General features: G+C 68.7%; 14 protein-coding genes. 6 read left to right on the top strand and 8 right to left on the bottom strand.

The genetic code is table 11. The annotated features are described in order from the left end of the window. Window positions 1-3: 3 nt before the first annotated feature. From AB0876_RS18110 to AB0876_RS18090, 5 genes are all read right to left on the bottom strand, one after another. The gene (locus AB0876_RS18110) at window positions 4-675 is read right to left on the bottom strand and encodes a cutinase family protein (RefSeq protein WP_491839272.1); all 672 of its coding nucleotides are present in this window, start codon (window positions 673-675) and stop codon (window positions 4-6) included. 66 nt (window positions 676-741) lie between these two features. Next, window positions 742-1374 carry a cutinase family protein gene (locus tag AB0876_RS18105; RefSeq protein ID WP_491839273.1) on the bottom strand — a complete coding sequence of 211 codons (633 nt, stop codon included), beginning with the start codon at window positions 1372-1374 and terminating at the stop codon, window positions 742-744. A gap of 96 nt (window positions 1375-1470) precedes the next feature. After that, a complete protein-coding gene (locus AB0876_RS18100) occupies window positions 1471-2151 on the bottom strand; it encodes a cutinase family protein (protein ID WP_491837909.1) in 681 nt (226 codons plus the stop codon). Between the two features lie 25 nt (window positions 2152-2176). Beyond that, window positions 2177-2839, bottom strand: coding sequence for a cutinase family protein (locus AB0876_RS18095; protein WP_491839274.1), 663 nt, complete (start codon window positions 2837-2839; stop codon window positions 2177-2179). 25 nt (window positions 2840-2864) lie between these two features. After that, the gene (locus AB0876_RS18090; RefSeq protein WP_491837910.1) at window positions 2865-3902 is read right to left on the bottom strand and encodes an EamA family transporter; all 1038 of its coding nucleotides are present in this window, start codon (window positions 3900-3902) and stop codon (window positions 2865-2867) included. Between the two features lie 92 nt (window positions 3903-3994). Here AB0876_RS18090 and AB0876_RS18085 point away from each other — a divergent pair, with 92 nt between their 5' ends. Further along, complete coding sequence (locus AB0876_RS18085) at window positions 3995-4546, top strand: CGNR zinc finger domain-containing protein (protein WP_491839275.1); 552 nt, start codon at window positions 3995-3997, stop codon at window positions 4544-4546. 297 nt (window positions 4547-4843) lie between these two features. Further along, window positions 4844-6247 carry a type VII secretion protein EccB gene (gene eccB, locus AB0876_RS18080; protein WP_526042555.1) on the top strand — a complete coding sequence of 468 codons (1404 nt, stop codon included), beginning with the start codon at window positions 4844-4846 and terminating at the stop codon, window positions 6245-6247. Here the strand turns inward: eccB and mycP are convergent. Together mycP and eccD are read right to left on the bottom strand one after the other, a co-directional pair. Further along, entirely contained in the window at window positions 6200-7528 is a 1329-nt protein-coding gene (gene mycP, locus AB0876_RS18075; RefSeq protein WP_526042554.1) for a type VII secretion-associated serine protease mycosin, read from the bottom strand. The genes eccB and mycP overlap by 48 nt on opposite strands. Beyond that, complete coding sequence (gene eccD / locus AB0876_RS18070; RefSeq protein ID WP_526042553.1) at window positions 7525-8865, bottom strand: type VII secretion integral membrane protein EccD; 1341 nt, start codon at window positions 8863-8865, stop codon at window positions 7525-7527. Before eccD ends, mycP begins: the two co-directional genes overlap by 4 nt. A 122-nt stretch (window positions 8866-8987) precedes the next feature. Between eccD and eccCb the strand changes: the two genes are divergently transcribed. The 4 genes from eccCb (at window position 8988) to AB0876_RS18050 (ending at window position 14604) form a co-directional block, all read left to right on the top strand. Further along, window positions 8988-12749, top strand: coding sequence for a type VII secretion protein EccCb (eccCb, locus tag AB0876_RS18065; protein WP_526042769.1), 3762 nt, complete (start codon window positions 8988-8990; stop codon window positions 12747-12749). Beyond that, window positions 12746-13894: a type VII secretion-associated protein gene (locus AB0876_RS18060; protein ID WP_526042552.1), complete on the top strand. Its 1149-nt coding sequence runs from the start codon at window positions 12746-12748 to the stop codon at window positions 13892-13894. The genes eccCb and AB0876_RS18060 overlap by 4 nt, the downstream gene beginning before the upstream one ends. A gap of 77 nt (window positions 13895-13971) precedes the next feature. Beyond that, on the top strand, window positions 13972-14295 hold the full coding sequence (locus tag AB0876_RS18055) for a WXG100 family type VII secretion target (RefSeq protein WP_491837916.1): 324 nt from the start codon (window positions 13972-13974) through the stop codon (window positions 14293-14295). A gap of 12 nt (window positions 14296-14307) precedes the next feature. Beyond that, the gene (locus AB0876_RS18050; protein ID WP_064883162.1) at window positions 14308-14604 is read left to right on the top strand and encodes a WXG100 family type VII secretion target; all 297 of its coding nucleotides are present in this window, start codon (window positions 14308-14310) and stop codon (window positions 14602-14604) included. Between the two features lie 82 nt (window positions 14605-14686). On the opposite strand, the gene AB0876_RS18045 is transcribed toward AB0876_RS18050, so the two are convergent. Next, the gene (locus AB0876_RS18045) at window positions 14687-16099 is read right to left on the bottom strand and encodes a DEAD/DEAH box helicase (protein ID WP_491837917.1); all 1413 of its coding nucleotides are present in this window, start codon (window positions 16097-16099) and stop codon (window positions 14687-14689) included. Between the last annotated feature and the right edge of the window lie 164 nt (window positions 16100-16263).

Here is a 16263-nt window from a genome sequence, read left to right as displayed (position 1 = left end):
ACCTCAGAGCCGGGCGGCGACAAACTTGGCCGCCTGCGCCACCATTCCCGAGCGGATGTAGCCGGGCGCCAGATGGTCCTGCCAGCCGGCCCGCCAGTTGTACGGGCTGCTCGGATTGCAGACCGGGTCGTCACTGTGGCAGAGGTCGATGGTGCGACTCTGATACGTCGGGTTCAACAAGGTGATCGGGCCGGCCCAGTTGGCGCCGTTGCCGAACAACGCCACTGCGGCGATGTGCCGATCGGTGCCGCGCGGCAGCGGACTGTTGAAGGTGAATGCCGAAACCGGCATGGCCAGAACCAGATCGGTGGCGGCGGCGCCCAACGAGTAACCGCCCAACACGAGCTTGGTCCTCGGACAATTGCGGGTCATCCACTGCACGTGCCGGCTCATGTCGTTGGCGCCCACGTCAACCTGGGTGTCCGCCGGGTAATTCACCGGATAGAAGCTGATGTTCGGGCCTCGGAGGGCCCGGAGTGTCTTGATGAACGCGGTGCCGACCTGACCGGGACCCGGGGGTTCCATCCGGCCGCGGGCGAACACCACTTCCGCCGGTGGACACACGGCACCATTGGCAACGCCAATCATGCTGGGAACTACCGTCATCGGCGTCATGACGGCAGTCAGTGTGGTGATGAGCGCGGTGAACATCCGGCGGACAATCACGCATTCGATGGTATTGACGACAACGTCGAGGTTAGGTGCCGGTCAGGCAACGATCCGGCGACGGTCGACGTCGTTTCAGATGCGACCGGCCACGAAATCCGCGGCCTGGTTGACCATTCCGCCGTCGATGTAGGCGCCGGCCAGGTGATCGGGCCAGTTGTTCTTCCAGGTGTCCGGATCGGCCGGGTTGCAGATCGGATCGGCACCGTGGCACAGCTCGATGGTCCGGTCGGCATAGACCGGGCTGAAGCGTGTGATGGGACCGACCCACGCGGCGCCGTTGCCGAACAGGGCGACTGCGGCGATATGCCCGTCGGCGCCTGCGGGCAGCGGAGTCTTGAAGCCGAAGCCGGTGAACGGAACGGCCAGCACCACGTCCGCGACTGCGGCGCCCAGCGAATACCCGCCGATCACCAACCGGGTGTCCGGGCAGTTGTTCATCATGTACTGGATGTGCCCGCTCATGTCGTTGGCACCTATGTCGACTTCGGTGTCGGCCGGATACTTGACGGCGTAGACGCCGATGTTCTTGTTCGACTTGGACCGCAGCGCGCTCACGAACGCGTTCCCGAGCGTGCCGACCCCGGCGGGTTCAGTACGACCGCGGGCGAAGACGACCTCGACCGGAGGGCATGGGGCGGCATTGGCCACGGCGACAGAGCCGGGCACGACAGCCGACGTGGCGGGCAGGACGGCAACGGCCGCCACGAAGATGACAGCGACACCGATCCAGCGCCGAAGCCGTCGGGCTACGTGGCTGTTCACAGGGAGTTCGACCACCTCAGCGATGGTAGCGGACGCGGCCTACAACAGTCCGGCGACGAAGTTCGCGGCATCGTTGGCCGGACCTTCGTAGGCCCGGTGTGCCTGCACACTGTCGCCGTCGCCGCAGATCGGATCGCCGGGGTTGCACAGGTCGATGGCGCGGCCCCCGTACACCGGGCTGGAGGTCAGCGGCAGACCGAGTTTGGCCGACGGGTTACCGAAGACGGCGACCGCGGCGACGTGCTCCGGGACGTTGGGCGGCAGCGGTGCGTTGAAGCCGACGGCCGGGAACGGAACGGCGGCGATCACGTCGATCACCGCGGCGCCCTGGGAGTAGCCACCCAGCACCAGTCGGGTGTTGGGGCAGTTGTCCACCATCCACTGGATGTGGCCGGAAGCGTCGTTGGCGCCGCCGGCCGCAGCCAGGAAGTCGAAACTGGCCGGGTAGCTCACCGCGTAGGCGCCGACTGAACGGCCGCCGACCTTGTTGCGCAGCGAACTGACGAACGCATTGCCGATCCGGCCGAGGCCAGGCGTGTCATTGGTGCCGCGGGCGAAGACCACCTCGATATCGGGGCAATCCGCGGCCTTGGCGACGGGCAGTGCCGTGCCGAGCCCCGCGGTGGAGGTTGGCACCACTACCGGTGCGATAACGGCAGCAGCAGCGGTGAGCGCTGCCGCCACGAACACGGCGCAGCGACGAACAAGATCAATAGCCACACCAAATCCTAACGTCTGCGGTTGACTAGACGATTCCCGCGACGAAGTTGGCGGCCTGATCCGCCATGCCAACGTAGTCGCTGTGCGCGAACGGGTTCCGGCCCCGCGAACAGATCGGGTCCCCGTCCTTGCAGATGTCGATCGCCTTGCCGCCGAAGACCGACGAGGTGAGCGGGATGCCGAATTTGGCCGACGGGTTTCCGAAGACGACCGCTGCGGCGACCTGGGGGACCAGGTCACCCGCCAGTGGCGGTGCCGATCCGACTTCTCCGACCCGGTTGCCGAGCGGCGGGATGCCGGCCAGCATGTCGACGACGGCGGCGCCCTGCGAATACCCGCCGAGAACGACCCGTGTGGAGGGGCACGAGGACGCCAGCGTGGCGATGCGGTTGGCGGCGTCGTTGGCACCGTCGGCTGCGGTCAGGAAGTCGTAACTCGCCGGGTAGTTCACCCCGTAGGTCGATACCGTCCGGCCGCCGACCCGGGAGCGCAGCGCGTCGGCGAAGGCCTGTCCCGGCCTGCCCAGGTCGGGCGCGTCGTTGGTGCCGCGGGCGAAGATGACCTCGATGTCGGAGCACGGTTCGGCAGTGGCAGGTGCGGCGAGCGCCAGCGGAAAAGCTGCGCTGACCAGGGTTGAGACGATCGCGGCCACCCGGGCCGACTTCCGGAGGAGACTCACGGGCAACATAGTCACACAAAATGGTTAGCCACGGCTAATCGTTTGCCCGTTCGGACCTTTCCTGCATGGCCATATCGGGCCAGGTCGCCAGCTCGACCTGGGTGGGCGCTTCCGGGTCCGCCTGCTCGCCGCGGTCACCCTGACGGGCCACTGCGAGACCGACCAGGACGACGGCGCCGCCGATCGCCTGGCTCACCGACATCGCCTCGCCGAGCATGATCCAGGCGATGAGGACCGCGAACAGTACCTCCGAGAGCCCGACCAGGGAGGCGAAGCGCGGCTTGAGTCTGGCGATCCCGACGATGCCGAGGGTGTAGGCCAGGGCGGTGGGGATCAGGCCGAGTGCGATCACCGGCACCAGCCACGCAGTGGTGTGCCCGGCAAGGGTGACGGGGTTGGTGGTGAAGGTCAGTGGCATGACGCCGGTGATGCCGAGGAGCGCGACGGCCGCGGTCCCGATGATCAGACCACCGGCAGCGAGGCTGATCGGGCTGAGCCCGTCGCCGTCGGTACTGGCCTTGTTGGACATCATGAAGTAGCAGGCCGCACACACCGCGGCGGCCAGGCCCCAGCTCACGCCCGCGAGGTTGATCTGGGCGCCGCTGAACACATCGAGCACCAGGACGATGCCGGCGATGGCGACGGCCACGCCGCCGAAGGTCAGCGCGCTGGGGCGGTGCCGGGTGGTGGCCCAGACCCAGCCCACGACCAGGATCGGGGCGGTGTACTCGAGCAGCAGCGCCACGCCGACGGACAGGTGTGCGACGGCGTTGTAGTAGCAGAGCTGTGCGCCGGCGATCGGGATCAGGCCGTAGCCGATGACTGTCTTGGCGTGGTCGCGTACCTCGCGGGTCCAGCCGGGCCGGACGACGCCGGCGAACGCGGCCATCATCAGGGCGCCGCCGGCAAGTCGGGCCGTGACGGCGGCGGTGGGGCTCCACCCGGATTCCATCAGGGCTTTGGCGAACGGTCCCGATGAGCCGAACGCCAGCGCGGAGCTGACGGCGAACAGTAGGCCGAGCCGAAAGTGGTTGTCGGCGGTCGTGCGGTCGAGCTGGGCTTCGGCAGTCATCGGTACACCTCCCCTGAGACGTGTCATGAGTAAAATCGATTATGGTAATGACAGTAGGGTTGACGGTACGGCGACAGGGGGTCATGAGTCAAATGCTTTTTACCTATGACACGGAGCTCACGCTTCGGGCTGCGATGGTGTTGGTGAACACCGATCGGGTAGAAGGCGAAAAACTATCTGACCAGGCCGATCTGAGTGCCTATCTCGATGACTTCGGTTGGACCGGTCGGCGCGACCGAGACGACGCCGAACTGGCTGCGGTGCGCGCACTGCGCGGGCGCATAGGGGAGGTCTGGGCAGTGGCCGACGACGAGGAAGAGGCGGTCCGCCTTGTCAACGCCCTGCTGAGTGACACCAACGCAGCGCCGTGGCTGACGCGGCACAAGGAGATGCCGGAGTGGCACCTGCACCTGGCGTCGGTCGACGATCCGCTCGCGCAGCGGATGGGCGCCGAGATGGCGATGGCACTGGCCGACCTGATCCGTGGCGGCGAACTGCGTCGGCTCAAGATCTGCGCGGCTCCGGACTGTGAGGCCGTGCTGACGGACCTGTCGCGAAACCGCTCCCGCATCTTCTGCGACACCGGCAACTGCGGTAACCGCCAGCACGTCGCGGCCTACCGGCAGCGTCAGCGCGAGGACTGAACCACCCTCTACGCGTACTTCACGTACCTTCCGCCGCTGAGCGCATGCCGCTCAACAGCGTGAACAGGACAGCTTCGACGTCCGCAGCGGTCGCAGCCCAACACGCCGGCGGCCTGCCGGGGCAGCATCCGGGCGTCGTCGTCATCGACATAGCCACGCAGAACGAAAGTGGTGGTAGACGGCGCCGTTGCTCGATTCGGAGGCTCGGGCGATCGACGTGGCTACACGTTGAGCTGACGCCGGAAACACTGCGCGGGGCGTGCCTCAGGCCGGGTTAGGGTGATTGCCGGGGGACATATGGCACGGCGATCTGCCACTCGGCTACAGCTCAGCGGGCATCGATTCCTGTTGCGGCGCACGGCACACGCGTTGGTTCGCGGTGATGCGCGGATGCTCGACGATCCGCTGCGCGCGCAGGCGGTCGCCTACGGCGCGGGCTGCGCCCTGACGGCTGTCGCGATCGCGGTGTGTGCGGTGCTGGCGCTGGTGCGTCCAGGATCGGTGCCGGGTGATGCGCCGATCCTGCTGGCGCGCGATACCGGCGCCCTGTACGTCCGTGTCGACGACACCGTGCACCCGGTGTCTGATCTGGCGTCGGCCCGGCTCATCGTCGGTACGGCGGCGAATCCGGTGGTGGTCAATGCCGCTGCCATCGCCAAGTTCCGGCGCGGGCCGCTGGTGGGCATCCCAGGTGCCCCGGCCCAGCTCGGTCAGCCGCTGAGCCTCGACGAGTCGGACTGGGCAATCTGTGACGGAACAGAACCGGCCGAGACGGTGCTGCTGGCGGGGCGGGCCGACCGCGGGATGGTGGCGTTGGGCAGCGGTCAGGCGCTACTGGTGTCGGCGCGCACGATGGGAGGGGCGACGTACCTGCTGGCCGACGGGTGGCGGGCGCGGGTCGATCTCCGCGACATCGCCGTGGTCCGAGCGCTTCATCTGGAAGGTGTGTCAGCCCAACTGGTTTCGCAAGCCCTGCTGGACTCGGTGCCCGAGGCGCCGGCGTTGCGGGCACCGTCGATCGTGGGCGTGGGCAACCCTGGACCGGCCGCGCTGGGCGGACTCGAGGTGGGCACCGTGGTGCGCGTGGTACGCGCCGGCCCCGCCGAGTTCTATGTGGTGCTGACCGACGGTCTCCAACGCGTCGGCCGGGTGGCGGCCGACGTCATCCGATTCAGCGTGGCACAGTCGCATGGCGAGCCGCCGGTCGTTCCGGCCGACGTGGTGGCCGATGTGCCCGTGGCCAACACCCTCTCCGTGGCCCGGTTCCCGGAGCGGGTATTGCCGCGGGCACGTGCGGTGGTGTGCGCCAACTGGGATCCGAGGCAACTGGGATCGGCAACGAATACCAGTGTGGCCATAGCAGATTCGCTGCCCGAACACAGTGTGCAACTGGCACAGGCCGACGGCACCGGCCCGAATATCGATCGAGTGGCGATTCCGGGTGGCCGCAGCGTGCTGCTGCAGGCCGCAGGTGTGACCCGCGACGGCATCGACGGTGGGCCGCTGTACCTGTTGAACGATCTGGGTGTGTTGTTCGGGATCCGTGACGGGGCGACCGCAGAAACGCTCGGTCTGGGGACCGACGCAGTTCCCGCGCCGTGGCCGATGCTCGCGATGCTGCCACGGGGCCCCGAACTGAACCGCGAAGCGGCCTCAGTCACCCGGGACGCGATGACCGGTGCCCGGGCGGTGCCGGCGTAACCGCTTGGCTGCCATCATCAGTGCGATCAGAACGGTCGCGCCGACACACCCGGCGGCGCCGCCGAAGGCGATGCGTTGGGGCCGGGCGTCGATCGAAGCCGGTGCGCTCGGCACTACCAGGGCCGGAACGGCCGGCGCGGACACAGTCGACGGCGTGCCGCCGCTGACGGCGGCGAGGGCGTCGACCACGCCGTGCCCGACCGACGGATTCCAGCCGTCGGCCGGAGTGCGTGCGGTGTCCTCGATGCGACGCATCACCTCTCGCGCGCTGAGTTCCGGGAACCGGGCGCGCACCAGTGCCGCCACCCCGGCCACCACGGGCGCGGCATAGTTGGTTCCCGAAATCGGTGCTTCCCGTCCGATCGTGTCGATCAGACGCTCGCCGTCGGGGTGCAGCGAAACGACGTTCTCACCGGGTGCGGCCACATCGACCCAGGGCCCGGCCAGGCTGAAAACCGATGCTGTGCCGTCGGATCCGACCGAACCCACGCACAATACCAGGTCGTCGTACCATCCCGGGCTGGATACCGTGCGGAGACTGTTCCAGTCGGGCTCGCCGGCGGGACCGACGGAACCTGCCTGCTGCGCGCAACCCGCGCCGACGTTGCCGGCTGCGACCACCACCACCACGTTGCGTACGTCGACGGCGTAGCTCAGAGCGGCGCCGAGAGCTCGGTCGTCGGGTGCGGCGGAAGCTGCTACGCAGGCGGGCGAGGAGATGTTGATGACGGTGGCGCCGAGGTCGGCTGCGGTACGCACCGCCATGGCGAGGGTGTTGACGTCGCCGACTCCGGTCGGTCCACCGTCCGAGGCAAACTTGTTGCTCGACTGCCTGATGGCCAGGATGACGGAGTCTGGCGCGACTCCACTGAATCCGGGACTTGGTGCCGCACCGGCGATTCCGGCAACGATCGTGCCGTGACCGTCGCAATCGGCGGTACCGTCGCCGCGTGACACATAGTCACCGCCGCCGACCAGGTGCGGCAACAGACGGTGCCGGGCGACCCCGGTGTCGATCACTGCGATCTTCTGCCCCGCACCACGGGTGAGCGGCCACACCGACTCCAGGCTGAGCGGGGTCCCCGCCGAGGCGGCGGTGTCGTCGGCCGGAGACTGATAGCAGGGCTGGCGTTGTTCGGTGCGCTCGACGGGTCCCGCTGGTGCCGGCCGAGGGAGCAGGGTCGCGTCGACTGCCGGTGGTACTACGGCTGCTGCCGGCGCAATGGGCAGCAGTGGAACCCCGACGATCAGCGCCGCGGCCAACCGGCCTGACCTGTTCACCTCAGCGCCAGGTCGCCAACGATGTCGAAAGCACCGGCCAGCCAGCACGCCAGCGGCACCACTGCGGCCAGCGCGGCGTACTCGAGGGCATCTGCGATGCGAGCTACGGCCGGGCTGTGGATCGTGACCGGCCAGACCACGGCGATCCCGGTGCCGACGGCGAGAACTCCGGTCCAGCTTCCGTGCACTGGATTCCAGGCCACTATGAGGACGAATGCTGCAGTGAGTGAAAGGAATCCGCAGATTCCTGCAACAGTGCGGCAACGGCCCGACCCGTAGCTGCGTGAGCGCAGCAGTAACGCCAGACCGACTGCCGCGGCGAGCGCGACCTCGACGGCTGTGACCGGCTGCGGACCGGCGAAGGCGAGGATTGCGGTTCCCAGCGCGGCCGCGGCCGAACAACCGGATACCAGGCCCGCCAGGTACCGGTGCCCGACGAGAGCCCGTGCATCGACGTCGAATCCGTCCGGCTCTGCCGTCTCGTCGTCGGGATACCCGGGTACCGACGGCGTCAGGCCGGCCAGCGCAATGGACAACCGCGGTGTCAGCGGCAGCAGGCCCACCCCGAGTGCGCTCACCAACGAACCCAGTACCGGTGTGGCCGAGGGCCACAACGCGGCGAAGCCGGTCGCTGCGGCGACCACCCCGCAGACCGTGACGACCGCGAGAAGAATCTCTGTGCCACAACCGGATACGCGCATCAGTACCACGCCCAGTGAACCCGCGGCGATCGCGGCCAGAAAGAAGTTCGCCGGAGCCGGCCCGGCCGGGACGACGAGGAAACCAAGGACGGCCACGTGCGCGAGCGCTGCGACGTCGAGCGTCGCGACCTTGGCCGAACTCAGGCCGAAACGTGGCGCTGCCAGCGCCAGGGCGGTGACGGCAGCTGCCAGCGCCGCGGCCACGGCAATGCGGTCCAACCCTCTGCCGGCGAGGCCGGTCCACGCCAGCGCCGCGACGCCCAGCGCGCAGGCCCACAGGCAGGCGGCCACGCGCAGTCCGTCGGACAGGGCGTCCTCGGTTGAGTTGACGGTCAATGCGGCAGTCAGCGACCAATCCGGCGTGGGCATTTCGCGGGCACCGGCAAGCACCAGCAGATCACCGTCGTGAACATCGTTCTGCGACAGGGTTGCCGACTCATTCAGATTGGTTCCGCCCAGGTGTGCCAACCGCCAGGACAGCGGGGTACCGTCGCCGGCGCCGAGCGCGTCGACGATCCACGGCAGCAGTTCGCCTACGGTCATCGCGGCCGGCAAGGACAGGTCGACCGTCGTGTCGTGCCCGGCCGCGTCAGCCGCGCCACAGTGAATCGATACGTGACACAAGGAATCCGGCATCGCATCACCCCCCGGTTGACGCCGATATCTGCCACGCTAACCGACTCGACCAGCCCCCTCGTACACCAATTTCTCCGGTGCCCACTGGGAACCCGACGGGCCCCGCGTGCGTCCAAATGTCGATGGAACCGATCCGCGCACCGCACGCCGCCCGTGAGCTCCCCGTACCGGAGTCGCCGGCGACGGAGGTCGTGATCGAGGCACCGCCCGCGCTGCCGCAACACAACCCGATCAGCCCGCTGACCAGGTTGTTGCCGCTGCTTGTCGTGGTCGCGATGGGCGGCATGGTCGCGGTGTACGTCACCTCTGGTGCGGCCGCGGCACGTGGCCCGGCCGCGATGATGTTCCCGATCATGATGGCCATGTCGGCGATCGGTACGGCCGCCTACAGCATGAAGAACGGCGGTCGCGCTGCGCAGCTCCACCGAGACCGCGGTGAGTACCTGCGCTACCTGGACGGGATCGACACCGTGGCCGGTGAATCCGCCCGCACGCAGTGGCTGGGCCTGCATACCGCGCATCCCGCGCCGAGGTGTTTGTGGACGCTGGCCGGTGGCGAGCAGATGTGGCGAAGCGTCCCCGATGACCCTGGGTTCTGTGAGGTGCGCGTGGGCGTGGGGGAGAGGCCGTCGTCCACCAGGCTGATCGCCGGTGGCGCCGACCTCGGCCGTGAAGCCGACCCGGTGACGACGTCGGCTCTGGCCCGACTGATCCGGCGCCGGTCGACGGTGGCAGGCGTCCCGGTGACGGTGAACCTGCGCGGCTTCGGGCACGTGGCGGTGGAGGGGCCGATCGACGCGGCACGGGCCCTGCTGCGCGCGGTGATCTGCCAACTGGCCATGGCACACAGCCCGCGGTATGTGTGCATCGCCGCGGTCGTCGACGTGGCGACGGCAGGTGAATGGGAATGGTTGAAATGGCTTGGCCACCACTGGTACCCCGATGGTGAGCGTGGGCCGGTCGCGCTGCGGCTGCGCACACTCACCGACCTGCCCGCCACAGATCCGCCGGCACACACCGTCGTCATCGTCGATTCCACGGCAGCCGGACCTGTGGTTTCGGTGCCCCGTGCGGGCGCCACCGTGCTCACTGTCGCGGCTCATGCCGGAATCACCACGGCGGACCTGCATCTGGACCTCGAGGCCGATCTGGTGCGATTCGGTGCGGTCTCGGCGCGCCCGGACCGGATGACCCGCGAACAGGCCGTGACCTGTGCCCGGTGGCTGGCGCGGTGGCGTTGCGCTCCGATGCCCGTGGCCGCCGGCTGGCCGGAGCTGATCGGGATCGACGACCCGGCCGCCATCGATCCGCCGAGCGTGTGGACGAATTCGGATCTGCGGCGGTTCCTCCGGGTTCCCGTCGGGCGGCGTGCCGACGGCACCCCGGTTCACCTCGACCTCAAGGAGGCCGCGCACGACGGCATGGGCCCGCACGGACTGTGTGTCGGTGCGACCGGCTCGGGGAAATCGGAGTTCCTGCGCACGTTGGTGCTGGGGTTGATCACCACACATTCCCCCGAGGCACTCAACCTCGTCCTCATCGATTTCAAGGGCGGAGCAACATTTCTCGGCCTGCACCGGGCGCGCCATGTCAGCGCGTTCATCACCAACCTGGCTGAGGAGGCGCAGCTCGTGGCCCGGATGGCCGATGCGCTGGCCGGGGAGATGACCCGGCGTCAGGAACTGCTGCGGGCGGCCGGGAACCTGGCCAACATCGCGGAGTACCGGCGCCACCCCGAACTGCCTGCCCTACCGGCGCTGCTGATCGTGGTCGACGAGTTCTCCGAGCTGCTGCAGCAACACCCCGATTTCGCCGAGTTGTTCGTGGCGATCGGCCGAGTCGGGCGCTCGCTCGGCATGCATCTGCTGTTGGCGAGTCAGCGTCTCGACGAGGGCCGGCTGCGTGGGCTGGAGAGCCACCTGTCGTACCGGATATGCCTGAAGACATTCTCGCCCAACGAGTCCCGATCGGTGCTCGGCATCGCCGATGCGTACGAGCTGCCGAACACGCCCGGAGCGGCTTACCTGAAGACACCGGCCGGCGAGATCGTAAGATTTCAAACCGCATTCGTCTCCGCTGCCGGTTCGGTGCCCGAGCAACGGCCCCTCGAGGCTCCGGGTCCCAGGCGGTTCACCGCATCGTGGATGTCGGCCGGCCGCGGGGCCTCCGCTACCGCGACGACGACTGTGCTGCAGCAGGTCGTCGATCGGTTGGCCGGGTACGGCGCACCGGCCCACCAGGTTTGGTTGCCTCCGCTGCCGGGTGCCGTGCCGCTCAGCGACGTCCTGCTGTCGGATCCCGATCCGCTCGACGTCGCGATCGGGTTGGTCGACCGACCGTTCGAACAGCGCCGGGACCGACTGATGCTGTCGCTGGGCGGCGGCCGGGGCAACGTGGCGATCGTCGGCGGTCCGCAATCCGGAAAATCCACGGCGGCCAAGACTCTCGCGGTGGCGCTGGCCGCGACCCACCATCCCCGCGACGTGACGATCTACTGCCTGGACTTCGGTGGCGGAACGCTGAGTGCACTGCAAGCCCTGCCGCACGTCGGCGCCGTCGCCGGACGCGCCGACGCTGACCTCGTCCGGCGCACCGTCGCCGAGATGCAGGCCCTGGTCAGCGCCCGTGAGGCGCGGTTCACCGCGCTCGGTATCGGCTCCATGGCCGAATGCCGGACCCGTCGTGATTCCGGGCAGATCGCTGATCCCTCAGGTGACGTGTTCCTGGTCATCGACGGCTGGTCGACGTTCCGAGCCGAATTCGACGCGCTGGAGCCGACGGTCACCTCGCTTGCCGTGCAGGGGCTTTCACTCGGCATTCATGTGGTCGCGACCGCGTCGCGGTGGGGAGAGTTCCGTCCCGCGTTCAAGGACCAACTGGGTACCCGCATCGAGTTGCGGCTCGGCGATCCGGCCGAGTCCGAGATGGACCGCAAACGCGCCCGCCAGTTGACCCAGTGCGCGCCGGGGCGGGGACTCACCCAGGACGGTCGCGAGTTGTTGATCGCGTTGCCCCGGCTCGATGGCACACCGTCTGACGCCGGCATCGGTGCGGCGCTGGAGCGGATCGGGGACGTTCTGCAGGCGCAGTGCGGCGAGGCCCGCGCGCCGGAGATCCGGCTCCTGCCTGCGTGTGTGCACGGGCACGAGCTGCTGCGCTCGGTGTCTCGGACCCGACCCGCCACCGAGGTGCTGCTGGGGCTCGGTGAACGCGAACTCATGCCGGTGATGGTCGATTTCAACGCCCAGCCCGATCTGGTGATCTTCGGTGACACCGGATGCGGCAAGTCCACCGCACTGCGCGCCCTGTGCTGCGACCTGGCGGCGGGCAACGACCCAGCGAGCGTGCAACTGCTCATCGTGGATTTCCGCCGCGCCTTGCTGGGCGCGGTGGAATCGGGACATCTGGCCGGATACGCCGCGTCGGTCGCGGCGCTGGACGCGGCACTTCCGAGAGTGCTTGAGACGCTGAAGAACCGGTTGCCGGGTCCAGAGGTCACCCAGCGAGAGCTTCGCGACCGCTCGTGGTGGACCGGGCCCGAGATCTACGTCGTGGTCGACGATTACGACCTGGTGGCCGGCGGCGGACCGAATCCGCTGTCACCGCTGTTGAGTTATCTGCCGCATGCCCGAGACCTCGGACTGCACCTGCTGCTGGCCCGCCGTTCCGGCGGTGCGGCGCGGGCGATGTTCGATCCGGTGCTGTCGGCGGTCAAGGACCTCGGCTGCATGGGCCTGATGATGAGCGCCGGTCCCGACGACGGTGTGCTGCTGGGGTCGGTACGGCCGATTCGGCTCCCACCGGGGCGTGGCACGCTGATCACCCGCGCGGCACCCGATCAGCTGGTCCAGATCGCCCTTCCCAGAGGAGACGAGGCGCGGTGACGTCAGCCGTCATCGAGGTGGGTCCGGTGACCGTGCGCGGACCCGGCCCCGTTGCGGCGAACCTCGCCGCAGTCGCGGTCGCCGGTATCGACGACGAGATCGTCCTGATCGAGGACGAACCGGTCGCAGTGTCGGATCTGTGGGTCGAGGTTCTCGGTGCGGCCGGTGCCGGGGCGGGGACGCTCATCCTGGTGTGTCCGACGTGGTGGACAGCCGACCGGTGCGACCGCGCGCGGGATGCGGTGATGGGCTCTGAAGTGGTTGTGATGCAGCGGGTTCAGGCCCTGAGTGCATCGCTGCCCGCGGGATCCGCGGTGGTGGTCGAGATCGCCGACGACGTCGTCATGGTGTCCGGTGTCCATGCCGGTCGCGTCGGACTGGCCCGCCATGCCGAGGACGGTCCGGATGCAGACACGGTCGTGCGCGCGGTGCTGGCGATCGCCGGCAGATCGGCAGAGGTGGTTGTCGATGCGCCGGTCGAGGTGCCCGGAGCTGTGACACTGGGGAACGAGGTGGTGGCTGCGCTTCGCCATCGTGACGTGGTGGCGACCATGGCCGACGCGCGAAGCTGGCGGAACACGCTCGTCGCACCGGATACCCCGGCCGATGAGCAACTCGGGAGGCGGAGCCGGACCGGGAGGTTCGCGATGTGCGCCGCCTCGGCCTTGGCTGCGGCACTCGGTGGGATCGCCTTCGCCGCTCACGGTCCGCCCACCGACCACCGGTCGATGACGGTCCTGGTCGAGGGTCGGGTCGGTGTGCAGATTCCGGCAGGTTGGACGGTGCGAAGAAGCACCGAGGGGCCGGGATCGGCTCGGGTCGAGGTGGTTTCGCCGACCGACCCAGAGCTGATGATCCATCTGACCCAGTCCGGTGTCGGTGACGGCACCGTGGCTGACACTCTGCGGCGCACCCTGCACGAGCAACCCGCGGGGGTGTTCGTCGACTTCGAGCCGTCCGCGGTCGTCGCTGCCCGACAAGTGGTCAGCTACCGGGAGGTCCGAACCGGGCGGGAGATCCGTTGGGCGGTGTTCGTCGACGGTGCCGTGCGGATCGCGGTCGGGTGCCAGAGCGCACCGGGGCACGGCGAGGCCGTGCGCTGGGCGTGTGAGGCGGCCACCCGGTCCGCACACGCGGTGTTCTGAAATCGGGTGGAACCAAACCGGGCCGGGCTGCGTCGAATTGTTATATCCCGCAACACAAGACCGGAGGGCCAGAGGACATGTCACCAGGACCGGCGGGGCCATTGGGCACCGACTTCGAGGTAATGACGAGTGTGGCCGGGCGGATCGACGTGCTCAACGACGACGTCCGGTCCATGCTGCAGAGCTTCATCGGAAAGATGAGCAGTGTGCCACCGTCGGTGTGGGGCGGCGTGGCGGCAGCGCGGTTCCGTGACGTGGTGGACCGCTGGAACAGTGAATCGCTGACACTGCACACCACATTGGGCCGTATCGCGGAGACCATCCGGACCAACGAGCGCACGCTGCGCGCTGCGGCCGACACTCACGCGCAGCGGCTCGGCGCCGTCGGCGACGGTATCTGATCGGCGCCGGCCATGGATCACGTGCTGTCCTACGACTTCGGCGAGATCGAGTACTCGGTTCGCCAGGAGATCCACACGACATCGAGCCGGTTCAACGCCGCCCTCGATGAATTGCGTTCGCAGATCGCGCCTTTGCAGCAGGTCTGGACCCGTGAGGCCGCGCAGGCCTACGCCGTCGAGCAGGCCCGCTGGAATCAGGCCGCGGCGGCTCTCAACGAGATCCTGTTCTCCCTGGGCAATGCGGTGCGCGACGGTGCCGACGAGGTGGCCGCGACCGACCGCAGTGCAGCCAACGCGTGGGGAGCCTGAGGCCGCTCAGCCCAGAAAGACATGTGCGGTCCCGTCCGGTGGAGAGGACCGGGCGGGACCGCACACTTTCGTCTGGTTCGGGCTAGCGAGCCGAGCCGGAGTCGCGACGGGGACGGCGGTGTCCACCACCGCGCTGTTGCCCGCCTGCACTGGCCCCGGAACGGGACCCGGAACGGGCTGCGGGCGCGCCGCCGCCGTTGCGCGAGGACCCATTCGGGCGGTTGCGACCCTGCTGCTGGCCCGACTTGCCCGACTGCCCGGACCTGTTGCCCTGACGCCGCGGCGCCGGAGCGGCCTGGGTGGTCGGCTCGGGACGGATGGGATCACCGAAAACCCGGTCTCCGGGGGCGATCTCACGAAGCACCGGATGGTCGATGCCGTTCACCCGGGTGATCGTGGGCTTGACTCCGGCCTTCTTGGTCAGGGTGCGCACATCGGAGACCTGTGCGTCATGCATGAGCGTCACGACGGTGCCCTCGTTGCCGGCGCGAGCCGTACGGCCGGACCGGTGCAGGTAGGCCTTGTGCTCGACGGGCGGGTCGGCGTGCACGACGAGGCTGACGTCGTCGACGTGGATACCGCGGGCGGCGATGTCGGTGGCCACCAGGACGCCGGCCGATCCGTCGGAGAACGCCGTCAGGTTGCGGGTGCGGGCATTCTGGGACAGATTGCCGTGCAGCTCGACTGCCGAGACGCCGCGCGAATTGAGCTGACGGGTCAGGTTTTTCGCGCCGTGCTTGGTGCGGGCGAACACGATGGTGCGCCCGGGGGCGGCGGCCAGATCGGCAACCACGTTGACCCGTGAGGCGTTGTCCACGTGCAGCACGTGGTGCACCATCGCGGTTACCGGCGACTGTGCCGAATCGACACTGTGCACCACCGGGTCGTGCAGGTAGCGCTTGACCAGCACGTCGACCCCGGCGTCGAGCGTGGCCGAGAACAGCAGGCGCTGGCAGTCTTTCGGCGTGCGGTCCAGCAGGCGCTTCACGCCGGGCAGGAAGCCGAGGTCAGCCATGTGGTCGGCTTCGTCGAGCACGGTGACCTCGACTGCGGACAGGTCGGCGTGGCCGGACCGCATGTGGTCTTCGAGCCGGCCCGGGCAGGCGATCACGATGTCCACGCCCCCTCTGAGGGCGGAGATCTGCGGGTTGGGGCCCACGCCACCGAAGATGTTGACCGACCGCAGGCCGGTGGCCTTGGCCAGCGGTGCGAGCGAGGCCTCGATCTGGGTGACGAGCTCACGGGTCGGCGCCAGGATCAGCGCGCGGGGCCGGTTCGGCGCCCGGCGGGTGCCGCTGGTCGCCAAGCGTGCCACCAGGGGCAACAGGAACGCGTACGTCTTGCCGGACCCGGTCCGGCCGCGGCCGAGGACATCGCGGCCCTTGAGCGAGTCAGGCAGCGTCGCGGCCTGGATCGGGAAAGGCGACTCCACGCCGTTCCCCGCGAGGGTGGCGACGATCTCGGCGGGCAGGCCGAGCTCGGCGAAAGTAGGCACGGCGGTGCCAGGGGTTTCTTGGACAGACAAAATGAAAGCTCCGAAAATAGAGGGCGGTCGTCCTGCCCGGCGCGAGTGAGATCTCGCGGCGCTCGGTTGACGATCGAGAAGGCGGCAAAGGCAGAACAGACAAGCCGCCGTGGCCCAACTATACCGGTCATCGG

Origin of the sequence: Mycobacterium sp. NPDC049093 (genome assembly GCF_040704635.1) — a bacterium.
In the GTDB taxonomy this organism is placed as follows: Bacteria; Actinomycetota; Actinomycetes; order Mycobacteriales; family Mycobacteriaceae; genus Mycobacterium.
This window is presented reverse-complemented; position numbering and strand designations above follow the sequence as displayed.